The 17,019-nt window shown below is 55.6% G+C and carries 20 protein-coding genes; 12 read left to right on the forward strand and 8 right to left on the reverse strand.

The annotated features are described in order from the left end of the window. Positions 1-29: 29 nt before the first annotated feature. From FHS72_RS00255 to lpxK, 6 genes are all read left to right on the forward strand, one after another. Positions 30-1,550, forward strand: a complete 1,521-nt coding sequence (locus FHS72_RS00255; RefSeq protein WP_183523804.1) for a DUF2125 domain-containing protein — start codon at positions 30-32, stop codon at positions 1,548-1,550. Between the two features lie 63 nt (positions 1,551-1,613). Continuing rightward, positions 1,614-2,960 (forward strand): TldD/PmbA family protein, encoded by a 1,347-nt coding sequence (locus FHS72_RS00260; RefSeq protein WP_183523806.1) that lies wholly within the window; start codon positions 1,614-1,616, stop codon positions 2,958-2,960. Then, positions 2,947-3,756 carry an inositol monophosphatase family protein gene (locus tag FHS72_RS00265; RefSeq protein ID WP_183523808.1) on the forward strand — a complete coding sequence of 270 codons (810 nt, stop codon included), beginning with the start codon at positions 2,947-2,949 and terminating at the stop codon, positions 3,754-3,756. Before FHS72_RS00260 ends, FHS72_RS00265 begins: the two co-directional genes overlap by 14 nt. A 39-nt stretch (positions 3,757-3,795) precedes the next feature. Beyond that, positions 3,796-4,038, forward strand: a complete 243-nt coding sequence (locus tag FHS72_RS00270) for a DUF4170 domain-containing protein (RefSeq protein ID WP_183523812.1) — start codon at positions 3,796-3,798, stop codon at positions 4,036-4,038. 14 nt (positions 4,039-4,052) lie between these two features. Further along, on the forward strand, positions 4,053-5,240 hold the full coding sequence (locus FHS72_RS00275; RefSeq protein ID WP_183523815.1) for a 3-deoxy-D-manno-octulosonic acid transferase: 1,188 nt from the start codon (positions 4,053-4,055) through the stop codon (positions 5,238-5,240). Between the two features lies 1 nt (position 5,241). Further along, positions 5,242-6,225 (forward strand): tetraacyldisaccharide 4'-kinase, encoded by a 984-nt coding sequence (gene lpxK / locus FHS72_RS00280; RefSeq protein WP_183523818.1) that lies wholly within the window; start codon positions 5,242-5,244, stop codon positions 6,223-6,225. 3 nt (positions 6,226-6,228) lie between these two features. On the opposite strand, the gene FHS72_RS00285 is transcribed toward lpxK, so the two are convergent. Together FHS72_RS00285 and FHS72_RS00290 are read right to left on the reverse strand one after the other, a co-directional pair. Then, on the reverse strand, positions 6,229-6,846 hold the full coding sequence (locus tag FHS72_RS00285; RefSeq protein WP_183523821.1) for a DsbA family protein: 618 nt from the start codon (positions 6,844-6,846) through the stop codon (positions 6,229-6,231). 4 nt (positions 6,847-6,850) lie between these two features. Next, on the reverse strand, positions 6,851-7,372 hold the full coding sequence (locus FHS72_RS00290) for a DUF721 domain-containing protein (protein WP_183523824.1): 522 nt from the start codon (positions 7,370-7,372) through the stop codon (positions 6,851-6,853). 121 nt (positions 7,373-7,493) lie between these two features. On the opposite strand from FHS72_RS00290, the gene FHS72_RS00295 reads away from it, so the two are divergent. Next, a complete protein-coding gene (locus tag FHS72_RS00295) occupies positions 7,494-8,507 on the forward strand; it encodes an A/G-specific adenine glycosylase (protein ID WP_246414429.1) in 1,014 nt (337 codons plus the stop codon). A 35-nt stretch (positions 8,508-8,542) separates the two neighbouring features. Beyond that, entirely contained in the window at positions 8,543-9,685 is a 1,143-nt protein-coding gene (locus FHS72_RS00300; protein WP_183523830.1) for an alkane 1-monooxygenase, read from the forward strand. A 106-nt stretch (positions 9,686-9,791) separates the two neighbouring features. Here the strand turns inward: FHS72_RS00300 and FHS72_RS00305 are convergent, their stop codons facing one another. The 3 genes from FHS72_RS00305 to FHS72_RS00315 form a co-directional block, all read right to left on the reverse strand. After that, positions 9,792-10,916, reverse strand: coding sequence for a site-specific DNA-methyltransferase (locus FHS72_RS00305; RefSeq protein ID WP_183523833.1), 1,125 nt, complete (start codon positions 10,914-10,916; stop codon positions 9,792-9,794). Positions 10,917-11,014: 98 nt separating this feature from the next. Beyond that, positions 11,015-11,644: a ribonuclease HII gene (locus FHS72_RS00310; RefSeq protein WP_183523836.1), complete on the reverse strand. Its 630-nt coding sequence runs from the start codon at positions 11,642-11,644 to the stop codon at positions 11,015-11,017. Positions 11,645-11,771: 127 nt separating this feature from the next. Continuing rightward, positions 11,772-12,248, reverse strand: coding sequence for a hypothetical protein (locus tag FHS72_RS00315; RefSeq protein WP_183523839.1), 477 nt, complete (start codon positions 12,246-12,248; stop codon positions 11,772-11,774). A gap of 148 nt (positions 12,249-12,396) precedes the next feature. Between FHS72_RS00315 and FHS72_RS00320 the strand changes: the two genes are divergently transcribed. The 4 genes from FHS72_RS00320 to FHS72_RS00335 all read left to right on the forward strand — a co-directional run bounded on the left by FHS72_RS00320 (position 12,397) and on the right by FHS72_RS00335 (position 15,061). Further along, positions 12,397-12,678, forward strand: a complete 282-nt coding sequence (locus FHS72_RS00320) for a hypothetical protein (protein ID WP_183523842.1) — start codon at positions 12,397-12,399, stop codon at positions 12,676-12,678. Continuing rightward, entirely contained in the window at positions 12,656-13,354 is a 699-nt protein-coding gene (locus FHS72_RS00325) for a winged helix-turn-helix domain-containing protein (RefSeq protein WP_425511096.1), read from the forward strand. Before FHS72_RS00320 ends, FHS72_RS00325 begins: the two co-directional genes overlap by 23 nt. Before the next feature lie 73 nt (positions 13,355-13,427). After that, positions 13,428-14,069, forward strand: a complete 642-nt coding sequence (locus FHS72_RS00330; RefSeq protein WP_183523848.1) for a PEBP family protein — start codon at positions 13,428-13,430, stop codon at positions 14,067-14,069. Positions 14,070-14,080: 11 nt separating this feature from the next. Continuing rightward, positions 14,081-15,061, forward strand: a complete 981-nt coding sequence (locus FHS72_RS00335) for a YHYH protein (protein WP_183523851.1) — start codon at positions 14,081-14,083, stop codon at positions 15,059-15,061. Between the two features lie 64 nt (positions 15,062-15,125). On the opposite strand, the gene rpsO is transcribed toward FHS72_RS00335, so the two are convergent. From rpsO to FHS72_RS00350, 3 genes are all read right to left on the reverse strand, one after another. Continuing rightward, positions 15,126-15,395: a 30S ribosomal protein S15 gene (gene rpsO / locus FHS72_RS00340; RefSeq protein ID WP_183523854.1), complete on the reverse strand. Its 270-nt coding sequence runs from the start codon at positions 15,393-15,395 to the stop codon at positions 15,126-15,128. A gap of 133 nt (positions 15,396-15,528) precedes the next feature. Further along, positions 15,529-16,389, reverse strand: coding sequence for a calcium-binding protein (locus FHS72_RS00345; protein WP_246414403.1), 861 nt, complete (start codon positions 16,387-16,389; stop codon positions 15,529-15,531). A gap of 108 nt (positions 16,390-16,497) precedes the next feature. Beyond that, positions 16,498-17,007: a DUF1643 domain-containing protein gene (locus FHS72_RS00350; protein WP_183523857.1), complete on the reverse strand. Its 510-nt coding sequence runs from the start codon at positions 17,005-17,007 to the stop codon at positions 16,498-16,500. Positions 17,008-17,019 lie beyond the last annotated feature (12 nt).

The raw sequence follows: 17,019 nt of genomic DNA on the forward strand, positions 1-17,019 counted from the left end.
CTTTTCTATTGTTAAATGAAGGAAATATAATGCTTCGCCGTACTCTTTTTGGAACGACCGTCTTATCCGCATCGGCACTGCTCGCGCACACGGCAGCGGCTGATGTCACGGCTGCGGATGTTTGGGCGACATATTCCGCGTCTTACGAAGCCACTGGCGCACAAGTCATCGGCACGCCGGCTGCTGATGGCGCTGATACGCTCGTGAGTGATGCGGCATTGCTGTACCGCTTCCCATTTGGTGCGGCGACGCTGCGGATTGGCCTGCCAGAAATGCGCATGACAGACGAATCCGACGGCACAGTTACTATTTCCTACCCCGAAACGATTGATGTGCGTTTCGAATTTGATGCGCCGTCCGAAGGGTCCGGTGCCCTGACGCTCAGCATTTCGCAAGATAACTACCAAGGCTCCGTTTCTGGCGTGCCTGACGACATGACGTTCGTGCAATCCGCCGATGGCGTGACCATCGAAGTCAAAGATATCGATGCGCCCGATGCTGAAGTCGACTTTACCTTCCTTGCAGAGGGCGAAGGTTATACATCGACGTCGCATGTCGTGACTGGCGATCTGATTACAACCACGACCGATCTGACAACGGGTGCCGCTGACATCGCCTATGTGCTTAACGACCCAGAAGGCGCCGTGATGAGCAACACTGGCCGCTTTGGCGCAAATGAGACATCGTTTGAAACAGCACTTCCTGCTGGTGGTTCAGACGTGATGAACTTGTCTGCCGCACTGACCGCTGGCGCGTACTTGCGCGGCACAGCAGAAGGCGAAGGCAGCTCTAGCGAGACTGTAACGACGATCGATGGCGACATCATTTCCGAGCAAACACAGACGTCTGGCCGTACAACCAGCCGCTTTTCGATTGATGAAGCTGGCTTTGACCTGTTCGCTGAAGGCGAAAGCGTCGACTTTAAAATGCTGATCCCAGAGCTGTTTCCATTCCCAATGGCTGGCAGCATCGGCGCTATCGCGGGCGGTTACAAATTCCCACTGTTGCCGAGCGAAGACGCACAAGACGTCGCATTGCGTCTTGACCTGACCGACCTTGAGATCAGCGAAGACCTGTGGGGCTTGTTCGATCCGAACGCCGAATTGCCACGCGATCCGGCGTCGATCAACATCGACCTTGCTGGTACTGTAATCTCTGAAATCGACGCGCTGAACTTTGCGACCCTTGAGGCGCAAATGGATCAAGCCGAGCCGCCGATCAGCCTGGAAACGCTGACAATCAACGAAATCTCTGTTGCGGCCATCGGGGCAAGCGCCTTGGCGACCGGATCGTTCCTGCTTGATAACGCGGACACCGCAACCTTTGGCGGTTTCCCGCGTCCAGAAGGCAGCGCAATCCTGAACGTAACTGGTGCAAACGCGTTGATCGACCGTTTGGTCGCGTTTGGTGTGATCCCCGAGGAGCAGGCTGGCATGGCGCGTCTCGGCATGGGCTTTATCGCAAAATCCACTGGCGAGGATTCATTTGAATCGCGTCTGGACGTGAACGAAGAAGGTCATGTCATGGTGAACGGCCAACGTATGCGCTAAGCGCCCCTTGCGGCGGGGCAACCCGCCGCATACCTGTGTTACGACTTATTATAGTAGGCACACATGACCCAGACGCTCTCCTCCCTTACAGAACAGATGATCGCCATTGCCAAAAAGGCAGGCGCAGACGCCGTCGATGCGATTGCCGTTGACGGCACTTCGGTGTCGATTGATGTGCGGGGCGGGGCCTTGGAAAAGGCGGAACGCTCCGAAGGCGTGGACGTCGGGATGCGTGTGTTTGTTGGGCAGCGACAGGCGTGCGTGTCGTCATCGGACGCGAAAACTGCGACCTTGGAACAAATGGCAGAACGCGCCGTTGCGATGGCCCGCGAAGCGCCCGAAGACCCGCATGCGGGTTTGGCTGATGCCGCACAACTGGCCGTGGATCGCGACAGCAGCGGATTGGAAATGTTCGATCCAACGGACGAACCCGATCCGGCCCAATTGCAAGACGACGCAGCCCGCGCCGAAGCCGCAGCACTACAAAACAAAGACATCAGCCAAGTTCAATCCGCCTCTGCTGGTTACAGCCGCCGCCGCATTCACCTTGCGGCGTCCAACGGATTTTCCGGCGGATACGAGCGTAGCGACCGTGGTTTGTCCTGCGTCGCAATCAGCGGCACTGGTGCGCAGATGGAACGCGACTACGACTACGATAGCCGTATTTTCCAAGCAGATATGCGCGATGCCGAGGACATTGGCCGTCAGGCCGCCGCACGTGCAGTTGAACGTATGGGTGCCCGCAAACCCAAAACCGGCAGCTACCCTGTGTTGTTCGATGAACGCATTTCCAGTAGTCTTGTTGGCCACATCAGCCAAGCCGTAAACGGTGCCGCGATTGCACGTGGCTCTAGCTGGCTGCGCGATGCGCTGGGCGAACAGGTTCTGCCCAAAGGCATTTCCCTGATCGAAGACCCACGCCGGCCACGCGCCTTTTCGTCGCGCATGTTTGACGCCGAAGGTTTAGCGACACAGCGCCGCGCAATCATCGACGATGGGATGCTGACGGGCTGGACTTTAGATCTCGCCAATGCCCGCAAACTTGGCATGGACAGCACGGCAAATGCGTCACGCGGGACGTCTGCACCGCCATCGCCTAGCCTGTCGAACCTTGCTTTGACGCAAGGCGACAAAAGCCGTGCTGACCTGATCCGCGACATGGGAACGGGCCTGTTGATCACGTCGATGATCGGCTCAACCGTGAACCCCAACACCGGTGATTATTCCCGTGGGGCTGCTGGTTTCTGGGTTGAAAATGGTGAAATCACCTATCCCGTGAATGAATGCACTGTCGCGGGCAATCTGCGCGACATGCTGTTGCGGATGATCCCAGCGAATGACGCACGTGCACATCTGAGCCATGTTGTTCCGTCGATTTTGATCGAGGGGCTGACCCTTGCAGGGGACTGATCTAGATCTTTTGATCGCAACCGCAAAAGCGTCGGGTGAAATCGCTCGGGGTTTTGTCGATGTGGCCCCCAAAGTGTGGGAAAAAGGCGGCGGGGCTGGGCCTGTGACCGAAGCCGATTTGGCCGTAAACGAACTGATGGCCAGCGATTTGCAAACTGCGCGGCCCGACTACGGCTGGTTGTCCGAAGAAACCGAAGACGACATGGCGCGGCTGGAGAGGCAGCGCCAGTTCATCGTCGATCCCATTGACGGCACCCGCGCCTTTATCGACGGATCACGCGATTGGGCGCATGCTTTGGCTGTTCTCGAAGACGGGCTGGTGACATGCGCAGTCGTGTATCTGCCAATGCGTGACTTAATGTATACGGCATCGCATGGCGGCGGCGCATTCCTAAACGGCGAACCGATTAAAGTGTCGCAAAAGACTGACCTCGACGGGGCAACGGTCCTGTCCAACAAAGCCAGTTTTGCGGATGAGATTTGGGCGGCAGGCGCGCCCCCAATCGGTGTCACGCGTAAATTCAGATCGTCGCTGGCCTACCGCCTTTCGCTTGCGGCGCAGGGGCGTTTCGACGCGATGATGATCATACGACCGTCGTGGGAATGGGATATCGCTGCAGGCGCGTTGATCGTCGCAGAAGCCGGCGGCGACGTCACCGACCAAACCGGCGCACCTTTGCGTTTCAATAATCCACATCCGCAGGTGAACGGGGTCGTCGCTGGCAGCCCGATCACATCCAAATTGCGGGACGCATTTGCCACATCCACTGTTGAGGCGCGGCTGCCAAACACCTAAGTTGTCGCCAACAGCACCATACAACAAAAGGTTCATCCCATGACCCAACGCCTTCACCTTGTTTTCGGCGGAGAACTGATCGATCCAACCAAAAGCGCATTTGCGGACGTGAATGACATCGATATCGTTGGCATCTTTCCAGACTACGCCACGGCTTATGACGCTTGGAAAGGGGCTGCGCATCGCACCGTTGATAACGCGCATACCCGTTATTTCATTGCGCATCTGCACCGCCTGCGGGACGAAGAAACGGCCGCTTCGTCGACTGAAGAACTCGGTTAAGACGGACACACCAAATGGCTGACACCTCGCTCTCGCTCGCGGCGTATTTCTCTCGCCGTGGTGGTGACGGGGCGGGAACCCCGTTGGCTGATATGCCGCCGCGCCCAGTTGGAAACGTGATTTGGGTGCGCGGGCATCACGCGTCGCAATTGGATGCTTTGTCCGATTTAGAGCTTCAGTTGCAGGCGGACGGTGATCCAATCCACCTGATCACAACGTTACCAACTGCCCAAAAGGGTGTGCTTCAAACCCCAACTGGTCGGGCGCACGTGCGGGCATTTTTGAACCACTGGACGCCTGATTTAGTACTTTGGCTTGTGCCGACATTGGACACCAACACTGTATTCGAACTGGCACAGGCCAACATTCCTTGCATCCTCGTCGGTGCATCGAAAGACACCGCGCGTCCGGCGGTCAAGGCTTGGGTGCCGGGCCTGACACGCGCAATGCTCCGGCAATTCGTGAAAATTATGACGCTGGACGCCGACGTGAACGCGACGCTCATACGGGCCGGAGCGGACGCAAATAGCATCGAAACGCTTGGCGCTCTAGAAAGCGCACCGTCAGCGTTGCCGCATTTCGAAAGCGAACGGCAGGACATCGCGACCACCTTGGGAGCGCGATCCATCTGGTTCGCGGCTGACACGGACATTTTGGAAATCCCGCAAATCGCAAAGGCGCACCATCAGGCCAGCAGGCGAGCGCATCGGCTTTTGTTGATTGTGTCGCTACGTGACCCGTCACAGGGAACGGCGGCAGCTGAGGCATTGCGTGACGCAGGGTTTACCGTCGCGTTGCGCTCTGCCGATGAAGAGGCCGACACCGCGACGCAAGTTTATGTCGCTGATACCGTAGGGGAATTAGGGCTTTGGTATCGCGTCGCACCGATTACGTACCTCGGTGGCAGCCTGTCTGCTGGTCCGTGCCGTGATCCGTTCGAGGCGGCGACATTGGGGTCCGCAGTGCTGCACGGACCGAACGTGCGCCCGTATGAATCGCAAATCCAACGGCTGGCGACGGCTGACGCTTGCGTATCGCTGAGATCATTTTCAGAACTGGGGCAGATGGTCGAAACATTATTGTCACCTGACAAAACCGCTCGGATTGTGCATGCCGCGTGGGACGTGACGTCGCGCGGGGCTGATGTGACCAACCGCTTGGCCGAAGCAATCCATGCGCAATTGGATAAGGTAGAGCAGTAATATGAAAGCGCCGTTATTCTGGTTCACACCGCGAAGCGCGCCGACGTGGCAAGCACGGGTGCTGATGCCGATTGCACAACTCTACGCGGCGGCAACGGCGCGTCGTGTGCGTCAGGCTGGCATCAAAGCGACCGTTCCAGTCATTTGCATCGGCAACATCAACGCGGGTGGAACGGGCAAGACGCCGACCGCCATGGCGTTGACGGAACGTTTAATTGCGCGGGGGCATACACCGCACATCGTGTCGCGTGGATACGGCGGCAGCGAAGTGGGACCGACGCAAGTGAACCCCGCATCCCACAAAGCCGAACAAGTCGGGGACGAGCCGTTGTTGCTTGCAGCCTTCGCGCCAACATGGGTCTCGAAGGACCGTGCCGCTGGCGTGTCCGCCGCGCAAAAGGCTGGTGCTGACGTGATTATTCTGGATGACGGTTTTCAAAACCCTAGCGTCCAGAAAGACCTGTCGATCATTGTCGTGGATGCCAAACGCGGCTTTGGCAACGGGCGGGTCATTCCTGCGGGACCGCTTCGGGAACCTGTTAATGCGGGCCTCAATCGTGCTGATATTGTCCTGTCCATTGGAACCGAAGACGATCAAAACGCCTTCGCAGAACAGTGGCCTATCCCTGTATCCCACATCACAGGGCGGCTAGAGCCGCTGCCAACGGGCATGCCGTGGCAAGGACTGCCCGTGTTGGCATTCGCAGGGATCGGTCATCCGGAAAAGTTCTTTCAAACGCTGCGTGATCTCGGTGTCACCCTGATCCACGGCGAAGCACTGTCGGATCATCAACCGCTGACCGCTGCATTGATGACACGTCTCGAAACCGAGGCCCGCTTGAAAAACGCGCAGCTGGTGACGACTGAAAAGGATGCAGTGCGCTTGCCCGATGCGTTCAGGGCCAAGGTGCTGACATTGCCCGTGCGGCTACAGGTCAGCGACTGGGGGCCACTTGATGCGGCCCTCAGTCAGATTGGTCTCTAAGGCTTAAGCCAGTTTCGCGTCCAAGATTTCTTGGAATGCATCATAAGACATATTGCCGAATTTTTCGCCGTCGATCAGGAAGCTTGGTGTTGAATTCACTTCGTCGCGTTCGGCGTTGGTCTGATACCAGCCAACTAAAGCTTCGGCTTGGTCGGCATCAGACATACATGCGTCTAGTGCCGCGTCGTTCAGGCCAGTGGTTTTCGCCAGTTTGCGCAGTTCTTCGATCACAATCGCTGGATCGCCGCTCGCGGCCCAATCGCGTTGGTTTTCGTAGATGAGATTGGACAAACCAAAGAAACGTTCTTGGCCAGCGCAGCGCGCAATCATCGACGCCCAAAGACCAAAGCGGTCAAAATAGACTTCGCGGTAGATAAATTTCACTTTGCCGGTGTCGATGTAATCCGCTTTCAGCTTTGGATACACATTGGCGTGGAATGCTGCGCAGTGTGGGCAAGTGAATGACGCATATTCGATCATCTCAATCGGCGCGTTCTCATCACCCAGAACCATATCAGTGATTTCAATCGTGGTTTCTTCTTGGGCATGCGCAAGCGTGCCAAAGCCACCCGATAGGGCTACGGCAGCACTGCCTGTTTTCAAAAGATCTCTACGTTTCATCTCGTTATCCTTTAGTGGGTTTTTTGTGTTTTGACAGGACGTTAGCCCCAAGTGCAGCGAGAGCATCGCGCAATTCGGGGCTGGTCACATCATGGGACATTTTGCTGGCCTCTGCCTTGATAGCAGGAGCGGGCTCGGGACGTTGTTTTTCGACCGCATCAAACGCGACGCGCCCATCGGTAAATCCAACAGGGGCGGTCTGTGTGATCCTAACCCGCGAAATCGCGCGGTAGCCGTAACAGGCGTTCACCTTTTCGCGGATCTGGTCTTTTTGCATCTCAAGCATCGGGGCATTTGCGCCAGTGGTCAGCACCGACAGGGTCGCGCCCATGCCGCCTTTGCCGTAACTCACCTTGACAGGCGTTGCGATTTTCGACGTCGCTTCGCCGACAATCTCGGCCCAATGGGTTAAAAGGCGGGTCACAGCAAAGCCGCGCGCTTCGCTGGCTTTGCGAATCCGGTTCTGCATCAATCCAGATGCGCGTGAAAACCCGTAGGTTGATCCTTTATGGCGTGGCTGTTTCATCATTCTGTACCTAATGTAAGCAAAGCGGCCCGCCAAGCCAGACCCGACAGGACAGGAGCAATAAACATTGCGTGATCTCAGCGAAGAATTGCTCGCATGGTACGATGTGAACGCCCGCACGATGCCGTGGCGTGTGGACCCAGTTGATAGCAAGGCTGGCAAGCGACCCGATCCGTACTTTATCTGGATGTCAGAGGTCATGTTGCAGCAGACGACTGTGGCGGCTGTTAAGGAGTATTTCCGCAAATTTACCACGATTTGGCCGACCGTTCATGACTTGGCGGCAGCCGAAGATGCAGATGTCATGGCCGCTTGGGCAGGGCTTGGGTATTACGCCCGTGCGCGAAATTTGCTGAAATGTGCGCGTGTCGTGGTAAACGATCACGGCGGCGCGTTTCCTGATAGCTATGACACACTGTTAACCTTACCGGGCGTCGGTCCCTATACCGCCGCCGCCGTCGCATCCATTGCGTTCAATCGCAAAGCAACTGTGCTGGATGGCAACGTCGAACGGGTGATGGCGCGGATGCACGACATTCACGACCCACTGCCCGGCGTCAAACCTGTGCTGATGCAATATGCGGAAACCTTTACGCCAAATGGTCGCGCCGGTGATTACGCCCAAGCGGTCATGGATTTGGGTGCTACGATCTGCACACCGAAAAATCCAGCCTGCGGGATATGCCCGTGGCGCGATCCCTGTGCTGCACGTGTCGCTGGCACTGCGGCTGAGTTACCGAAAAAGACACCGAAAAAGAAAACACCGATCCGGTTAGGCTATGTCTATGTCGCGCGACGCGATGACGGTGCATGGTTGCTCGAAACACGACCAGAAAAGGGATTATTGGGCGGAATGCTTGCGTTCCCAAGTTCCGATTGGTCCGACGATCCGACGCCAGATCCGCCCATCGACACGGAATGGATCGATAGCGGATACGAAGCTCGACATACGTTCACGCACTTCCATTTGCGATTGAAAATCATGACGGCAGATGTCGCCAACCCGACATCGCCGGACAGGGGGCATTTTGTAAATCACAACGAATTTTCACCTACAGCACTGCCAACCGCGATGCGCAAAGTGTTCGATTTGATTCCGCGACGTGACGCCACAATTGAGAATAAGGCGCGTTAACGTTATCAAAATAGTTAAACGATAGTGAGATAGTAATGACCGCTGCTCCTGCCTTGCCTGCAATGTCCCGTATCACCGCCGCACTTCCATTCTGGTTGTCGCTGATATTGATCCCGCTCGCGGTGATTTCCGCGATGTATGGCGGCTGGACCTTGGCGCTGTTGCCGCTATCGACATGGTATCTGTTCTCGTTTTTGGACTATTTTGCAGGGCTAAATACCGAAAACGCCGATCCTGAAACGCCGGATGCACATCTATTTTGGTATCGATTGATTACGTTGATTTGGGCGCCTGTTCAGTTGGTCACAATCTTTGGCTTAATGGCCTATGTGATGAATTCAGACCGCTTGAATGGGGTCGAAGAATGGGTGCTATTTGCCGGCTTCGGGATTATCTCTGGCACTGTAGGGATTAACTATTCCCACGAATTGATGCACCAAAAGTCAAAGCTGGAACGCTGGCTGGCGGATATCCTGTTGGCATCGGTCCTTTATTCGCACTTCCGGTCAGAGCATCTTTTGATCCATCACCGCTATGTCGCGACACCAAAAGACCCAGTCACCGCACGCTATAACGAACATTTCTGGCGCTTCTTCCCGCGTGTGCTGCATGAATGCTATGCCTCTGCTTTTAATGCAGAGAAGGCGATGCTGGCCCGCAAAGGTAAGCCTTGGTTTACCCCATCCAACCCGTTCTTCCGCTACTGGGCGCTACAAGTCACTTTCGTCGTGGTCGCCGCAATCATCGGCGGCTGGTGGGGCGTATTCCTCTTTCTAACCCAAGCATTTTGGGCCGTCTTTCAGCTTGAATTAGTGAACTACGTTGAACACTACGGACTGACCCGAAAACACCTAGGCGACGGGAAATATGAACACGTCCTGCCGCGCCATTCATGGAACGCGGCGCACAAGGCGTCCAACTGGTTACTGATCAATCTACAGCGGCATTCTGACCATCATTACAAGCCTAACCGCCGCTTTCCGCTACTGCAAAATTACGACGACGATGACGCGCCGCAACTGCCATATGGTTATCCACTGATGACAATGTTCGCTTTGTCACCCCGTATTTGGCGGCGCATCATGAACCCGCGCGTTTTGGCGTGGCGTGCGAAATATTACCCCGAAATCGAGGATTGGTTGCCGTATAAGCAGGGCACAAATCCGCTGCCGCGGTAAAAACGGTCAAAAAAAACCCCGCCACAAGGGCGGGGTGAAGTTCGTGCAAGTGGTTCTTCCCCTTGCAGGGAAGGCGGGCCACTCGCACCGGCGGTATTCGTAAAATCTAGTTGTGTTTGGCCATTTCCGAACGGATCTGCTGGCGCAGCAGGTCGATAGGGACCTTTTGTCCGTCGCGTTTGAATTGCCAATAAGTCCAGCCATTACAGCTAGGTGCGCCTTCACAGGCTGCCCCAACTTGGTGGATTGACCCTTTGATGTCAGCACCGATGACGGTGCCATCAGCGCGGACCTTGGCCTTGTGGCGACCATTCATGGACCACAGTTCTTCGCCGGGACGCAGCATGCCGCGCTCGACCAGAACACCAAAGGCAACGCGTGGTTCAGCACGTTTCGACGTGGACACTTCCAGTGCCTCTTTGTCGAATTTGCGTGTGTTCTTGATGCGCTTTTCAGCAACTTTGCGGTACGCTTCTTCGCGCTCAATCCCGATGAAATCACGGCCCAGCATTTTCGCAACCGCACCAGTGGTGCCTGTGCCAAAGAATGGATCGAGAACAACATCGCCGGGGTTCGTGGTGGCAACCAAGACGCGGTGCAGCAAAGATTGCGGCTTTTGCGTTGGATGCGCTTTGTCGCCGTCTTCGTTCTTCAGACGCTCGTGGCCGGTACAGATTGGCAGAACCCAGTCAGACCGCATCTGCACACCTTCGTTCAGCGCCTTCAGCGCCTCGTAATTAAAGGTGTATTTGCTGGCTTCTTGTTTAGATGCCCAGATCAGCGTCTCATGCGCATTCGTCAGGCGTTTGCCACGGAAATTCGGCATCGGATTTGACTTGCGCCATACGACGTCGTTCAAAATCCAGTAGCCTTGGTTCTGCAACTCAGCGCCCATGCGGAACACGTTATGGTAGGAGCCAATAACCCAGATCGCGCCATTCGGTTTCAGCAGGCGACGCGCCGCGGCGAGCCAAGCCTTTGTAAACTTGTCATAAACCTTGAAGCTGTCAAACTGGTCCCATGCATCATCCACGGCATCAACCTTGGAGTTATCGGGGCGATGCAGATCGCCCTTCAACTGCAGGTTGTACGGAGGGTCCGCAAAAATAAGATCGATAGAGCCCGCAGGAAGCGCGTTCATACGCTCAATGCAGTCGCCATCTAGGATCGTGTTTAGGGGAAGCGTAGCCGCTTCCGTCACCCCTTTTGGGGTTTTCAATTTGGTTTTCATACTACTGCCTCAGACCTGGCGAATTTGTTCCGCTCGTTGGTTGAGTTCACAATGATTCACAGATGATTCCCTGTAAATATCTTTAAAAAATTGTCTTTTTATTTTTCTTCTTGCCACAAGATATTGTGTACCGGAGCGAAAGTGCGACGATGATGTAGGGTGACACCGTGGCTTTTTAGTCCCGCTTTGTGTTCTTTGGTGGGGTAACCTTGGTTTGTTGCCCAGCCATAGCCGGGGTGCTGTTGCGAAAGAGACAACATAAGACGGTCGCGCCACACTTTGGCCACAATCGAGGCCGCCGCGATGCTAAGTGATCGCGTATCCCCTTTAATTAAGGTGCCTGACGGTATGTTCAGGCCACGCGGCACCGCATTGCCATCAATCAGCACAAAATCAGCGGGTTGCGACAGGCCCGACACGGCGCGAACCATCGCCAGATGGGACGCCTGTAAAATGTTAATTTCTTCGATCTCGCGCACAGTTGCTTCTGCGATCGACACGTCAGCGACCTCGTGCAGGATGTCGTAAAGCGCTTCGCGTTTTTTCGCGGACATCTGTTTGCTGTCGTTTAATCCGTCGGGAATGTTGGCGGGGTCCAAAACAACCGCCGCCGCGACCACAGGCCCAGCTAGCGGTCCGCGCCCAACTTCATCGACACCCGCGATTCGCGCATAGCCGCTGTTGATCGCGTCGTCTTCATATTCAAAGGTGGGAATCGTCTTAACCATAAGGGTTCAGACCAGAGCGCAGTCAGCCATTCAACCCTAAAATGGGGCAAGAGATCGTCCAAGGCCCTTGCCCCACAAGACGCGCGCGCCGACATGACCGTCCAGCACGCACATCTATCTCATGTAACTACCAGCGTTGGTCAGACCGAAATCCGCGGTCACGCAAACAACTCGCCACGTAGCCCTGATTATGTCCGTCACGCCCGCCAAGGTTCGTTAAGCATTGACGGGGCAGGGCGGCGTTGTCGTCGTAGCGTTGATCTAGGCAACGTTCGGTAAACACGGATTGCGTGCGACCGTTACCCAATTCAATCTGACGAAAGCATCGTGCAGGTAGTGGATCGGCGCGACGGGTATTGCGCGACTGTTGGGCTTGATCGCGTCGATGCGTCTGTTGAGGTTCGCCAAACCGTGGGGCGTGTTGCACCTCGACGACCTGTGGTTCGACATTCTGATTATGTTTCATCGCCAAGCCAAACGCGCCAACGGCAAGCAGCCCAAGCATGGCTTTGTTCAGCCCGTCATTGGTGTCCGCTTGTACCGGTGCGACGGTTCCAAGGATCAGGGAAAAGGCAGTCAGGCCAACAGTCAGTGTTTTACGCATATCGGTTTATCCTTTGTTGCGATGCGGGATGCAGCAAACTTGGCCGCGTCACCTATGTTCAACAATATCGGGGGATGGTTATGCGATACCAAGCGGGGTAACGTGGCGCGATATTGGATAACACGCAGGATAAGGGCATAGATCAGGCATGAAGACCTTTCTTTATTCCATACTGGCTACGGTCATGCTGGCGGGGGCTGCGAATGCGGCCTGCTACGCTGACTATAAAGCAAAACAGGACAACCCCTTGCGGCTACATTACGGCGTAGCTGCGGTGCGGGGCGATTGTTCTGTTGGTAATGCAGCCTCACAACTGTCTGGACGTTTATCGTCTGGCGGCTGGGAATTGCTGAATATACTGAGCGTGTTTGAAGACGCGCAGTTGGATGACAAGAAGGATAGCGCCGGTGAATACTTCCTCCGCTTCTGAGACCCGTGAAATTAGCAGCCGATTGGTTATCGCAGGCATTGTCGGAATCGTCGTGATTTTGGCGGTGGCGGCTGTTTTGTTGTTCATCAACTTGCCCGATGCAAACGCCTTCAATTCTCAGGTTGAGCGGCTGTTCATTGAAAACGACACGCTGACGGGCAACGCCGAGATCAAACTGCTCGAAATTCTTGCCCAAACAGGGACCAATTTTGCGGACACGCTGTCGTCTTACCGCTTTGTTATCTTTGTGCTGCTGATGTTCTCGACTGCGTTGCTTGTGGCAGCAGTGGCGTTCCTCGTGCTGCTCATCGCTTTGAACCGCCGCATGGGACGGATCGTGCGGGCGGGGATCGAAGTGAACTCGCTTCAGATCAATCGCGCCGAAAAAGCAGTCTACCTAAACGATTTTGCCTTCAAGCTGACCGATGCCGCGATCGAAACACTCTCAGTCCTCGCCGAAGCCCGCATGGACGACGAAGTTCTGTCAGGTGCTGAAATCGAAGGCGTGATCTCTGGCCGCGACGCATCCGACTGCGACGAAGCGGCAGGTGCGACGCGGATCAAACGCTTGCGCGACACCTTGGGCAACCAGATGATCAGCGAACTGTTGGTCAAAAATATCGCGCGCAAAGGCTATATGCTGGCGATTGATAAAGACGTCATTCGGATGACCTAAAACAGCGCGTTTTTTGCGCCGGAAAACACGCGAGACGGCGTATAACGGATAGACCCAGCCAAAAGGACCTATCATGCACCGTCTCGTTTCCACCGTCGCGCTCTTGGCGCTTTTGCCCGCCGCGGTTTCCGCCGAACAATTCTCCGCTGATGTGTGGGCGGACAACTGGTTTGAAATGCGGATCAACGGAGAACAGGTCGCCGAAGATAGCGTCTCCATCACAACCGAACGGTCATTCAACGCGGAAAGCTTCACTTTCACCGCAGAGCGGCCTTTTGTTGTTGGCGTCGTCGCCAAAGATTTCAAGGAAAACGATACCGGTCTCGAATACATCGGCACAAGACGGCAGCAGATGGGCGATGGCGGTATCATCATGCAAATCCTTGATGCCGACGGCGCACCCGTCGTGGTCAGCGATGCGGGCTGGCAATGCGAGGTCATTCACACAGCACCGCTCGACAAATCCTGCGAAAGCGAAGCCAATCCAGTTGCAGGTGAAGGTGCCTGCGGGTTTACCTTCACGGACGAACCAGCCGATTGGGACAGCGCAGATTTCGACGCATCCGAATGGCCGCAAGCAGACGTCTACACCGAAGCCGACGTATCGCCAAAAGACGGCTACGACGACGTCAATTGGGCCGACACAGCAAAACTGATCTGGGGCCCCGACCTAGAACAAAGCAACACGGTCCTGTGCCGTGTAACGGTCGAGTAGGGGGTATCGATATGCGTCGTCTCATTTCAGCCCCTTGGTTTTACACACTAATTGCAGCCATCATCGTGTCATACGCGGGCGCGACCAGTTCCCACGCACACGAAGATCACTGCGCTGCCGTCGCGTCGTCTGTCGAAGAAGCCGGTTTCAGCGACAGCGTCACGGTGACCTGCACCGAAACTGACGCGATCATTCAATCGCTTACCTATCCGGATCACGAGTTGATGACGGGCATCACCGGAACCAACGAACAAGTGCCCGTTCCGGCAGATTACGCCGCGCCGATCAATCTGACGCCAACGCTAGGCGGCACACCTTTGACACGTGATGCGGCGCTGGGCGTCGCCGTGAATGGCGTGCCGATTTATGACTACACTGGCGGCGGCGAGATGTCTCAGGCTGACCTCGCTCACCATCAGGCGCAACACGATACGCTGCAGACGGGGCAGTTGGATGTCTGCGGCGGTCATGCTGGGCGGGGTGATGATTACCATTATCACGTCGCGCCTACTTGTATGATGGAGGCAATGGATAACGCAGACGAGAATCCGATCATCGGCTGGGCGTTTGATGGCTTCCCGATTTACGGGGATGCAAATCCTGACGGCACTCCGATCGCGGCTGATACGCTAGATGTCTGTAATGGTCAGTTGGACGAAGAATTCGGATATCGCTATCACACCTCGCCGGATGCGCCTTATATTGTGCAATGTTTGATGGGTGAGATCGCTAATTTTGATTCTCTACCACGTGTGCGCCCTCTAGAGGCCGAAGCTGGCGGTGGTGCCGCACCCGGAACACCCCCACGCGGCGGCGTCGAAAATCTTGTGTTCTCGCAAGGCAATGATGGGACGCGCAGTATGGATTACACCTATCAAGGCGACGACTACTTCATTCGCTACAAACCGTCCGAAACATCTGATTGTTACGACTACACCACGCAGACCGTGACGAATGATGGTGCGCTGCACACAGGCACCTACTGCCGATAATCTAAAAACAAAAAAGCCCGCCAAAACTGGCGGGCTTTTCCGTATCTGTGGTGCTGCGGCTAAATTAGCGGCGCAGGCCAAGACGTTTGATCAGGGCCTGGTAACGGTCCTCATCTTTGCCACGTGTGTAGTCCAGCAGCTTCCGGCGCAGAGCAACCATTTTCAGCAGACCACGGCGACCGTGGTTGTCTTTTTTGTGGGTCTTGAAGTGCTCTGTCAAAGTTGCGATGCGCGACGAAAGAATCGCGACCTGAACTTCTGGGGAGCCTGTATCGCCTTCTTTGGTGGCGAAATCTTTCATGATCCGTGCTTTGTCTTCTGCAGTAATCGACATCGGGGTCTCCTTGTCTAAAGGGTGAATGGCGCAATCCGGGATGTCGTCCAGAAAAGCCCGTGGAGTATCCGCACAGGGGATTCCCTATGTGGATGGGTGCGTTTAGGCGGGAATTGTCAAAAAGAAAAGGTTTTTATGCCGCAACCAGCGCAATTCGGTCCAGATCAATAGAGGTGATATTGGCAAAGCCCGCAACGAAATCCCCATCAGCATATAGGGCCAGCCCGTTCTCGGTTTCGGTTGTTGTCAGTTCTGGTATCGGACCTTCAGCGTCATAGACGACTTCGATGATATCCTCGTCTGGATCGTAGTCCTCGATATACGCCCCATCTTCTGCGTCGGCATCTAGCGCAAAGGTATCCGCACCCGCGCCACCATGCGCGGTATCGCCTGCGCCGCTACGGATAATGTCATCGCCGCGACCACCGTTCAAATAATCACCTTCAGCATCGTCATTTCCGATGAGCACGTCATTCCCGGCACCGCCATTCAACAGGTCTTGCCCGTTACCACCGGATAGTACGTCATCGCCAAACGACCCCAGCAACGTATCATCGCCGTCGCCACCAAATAGCGTGTCATCGCCGCTACCGCCGATCAATTCGTCGTCGTGGTCGCCACCATCAAGCGTATCGTCACCGACATCACCAAAAAGGGTATCTTTTGCATTGCCGCCAAAAAGCGTGTCGTGCCCGTCGTGGCCGTGCAACGTGTCTTCGCCGTCTTCCCCCGCGATAACATCGTCACCTTCGGTGCCGACCAGAAGATCAGCGCGGATTGTGCCGGTAATGGTCTCGTCCGACTGCCCTTGCCCGACGCTGTTGAGCGTATCACCCGATGTAAACGACTCTTGCAGGGGAGTAGATGTGGTCGCGTCGTTATCGTCGTTCAAGCTATCAGCAGCAGCCTCGGTGTCGGGTTCCGCGTCAGCACCTGCGTCCGTGATCAAGACAGACGCAACCGCGACACCAAAAAGAGCAATAATAGCGAGCATGTAACTTCCTGCCTCAACTGAACCGCCCCCGACCCAAATCTACTGATCACCCTTATCAAGGCTGAAAGTGTGAGTCTGGAACAAAAGTAACTGTTGGTTAACAGTAGGTTACAAAACCCAAGGGGTCGGTTGCGCACTGTACGGCAGATAAAGCGGGTGACGCGGATGGCCTGCTTTGGTCAATCCAAGCGCGTGAAGTTCGCAATTGTACTTCTGAAACAACGCGATGACCTGTTCGTTTCGCCCTAAATGCACGCCATGAACACCCCAAGCGGCGATGGTCGTGTCCGCCCATTGCGCCCCGTCGATCAGCGTTTGATCATTATCCGAACCATTTGGTTCAAAATGTTTACGCATGAGCGCAGGATCGGTTTCGCGCAACGCAAACAAGTTAGTCACGCGAAAGGCGCCAAATCCAAGCGCACGCGCGCGATTTTCGCAGCGGCCAACAGTCGGGTCATTATGGGCTTCTGTCGCTTTGGACGGGTTCAGCATCACAAACATCAACCGCTTGCCGTCCGTGTCCCACGTGCGGGTCAGCGCATAGCGGTAGGTCTCGCAATCGGAGTAGGTCGCGAAGGATTGCGTCGCGCCGTCGTTGTGGTGTCGTGTGATCATAACAGCGGTATC

The organism is Yoonia ponticola, from assembly GCF_014199395.1.
Lineage (GTDB): Bacteria > Pseudomonadota > Alphaproteobacteria > Rhodobacterales > Rhodobacteraceae > Yoonia > Yoonia ponticola.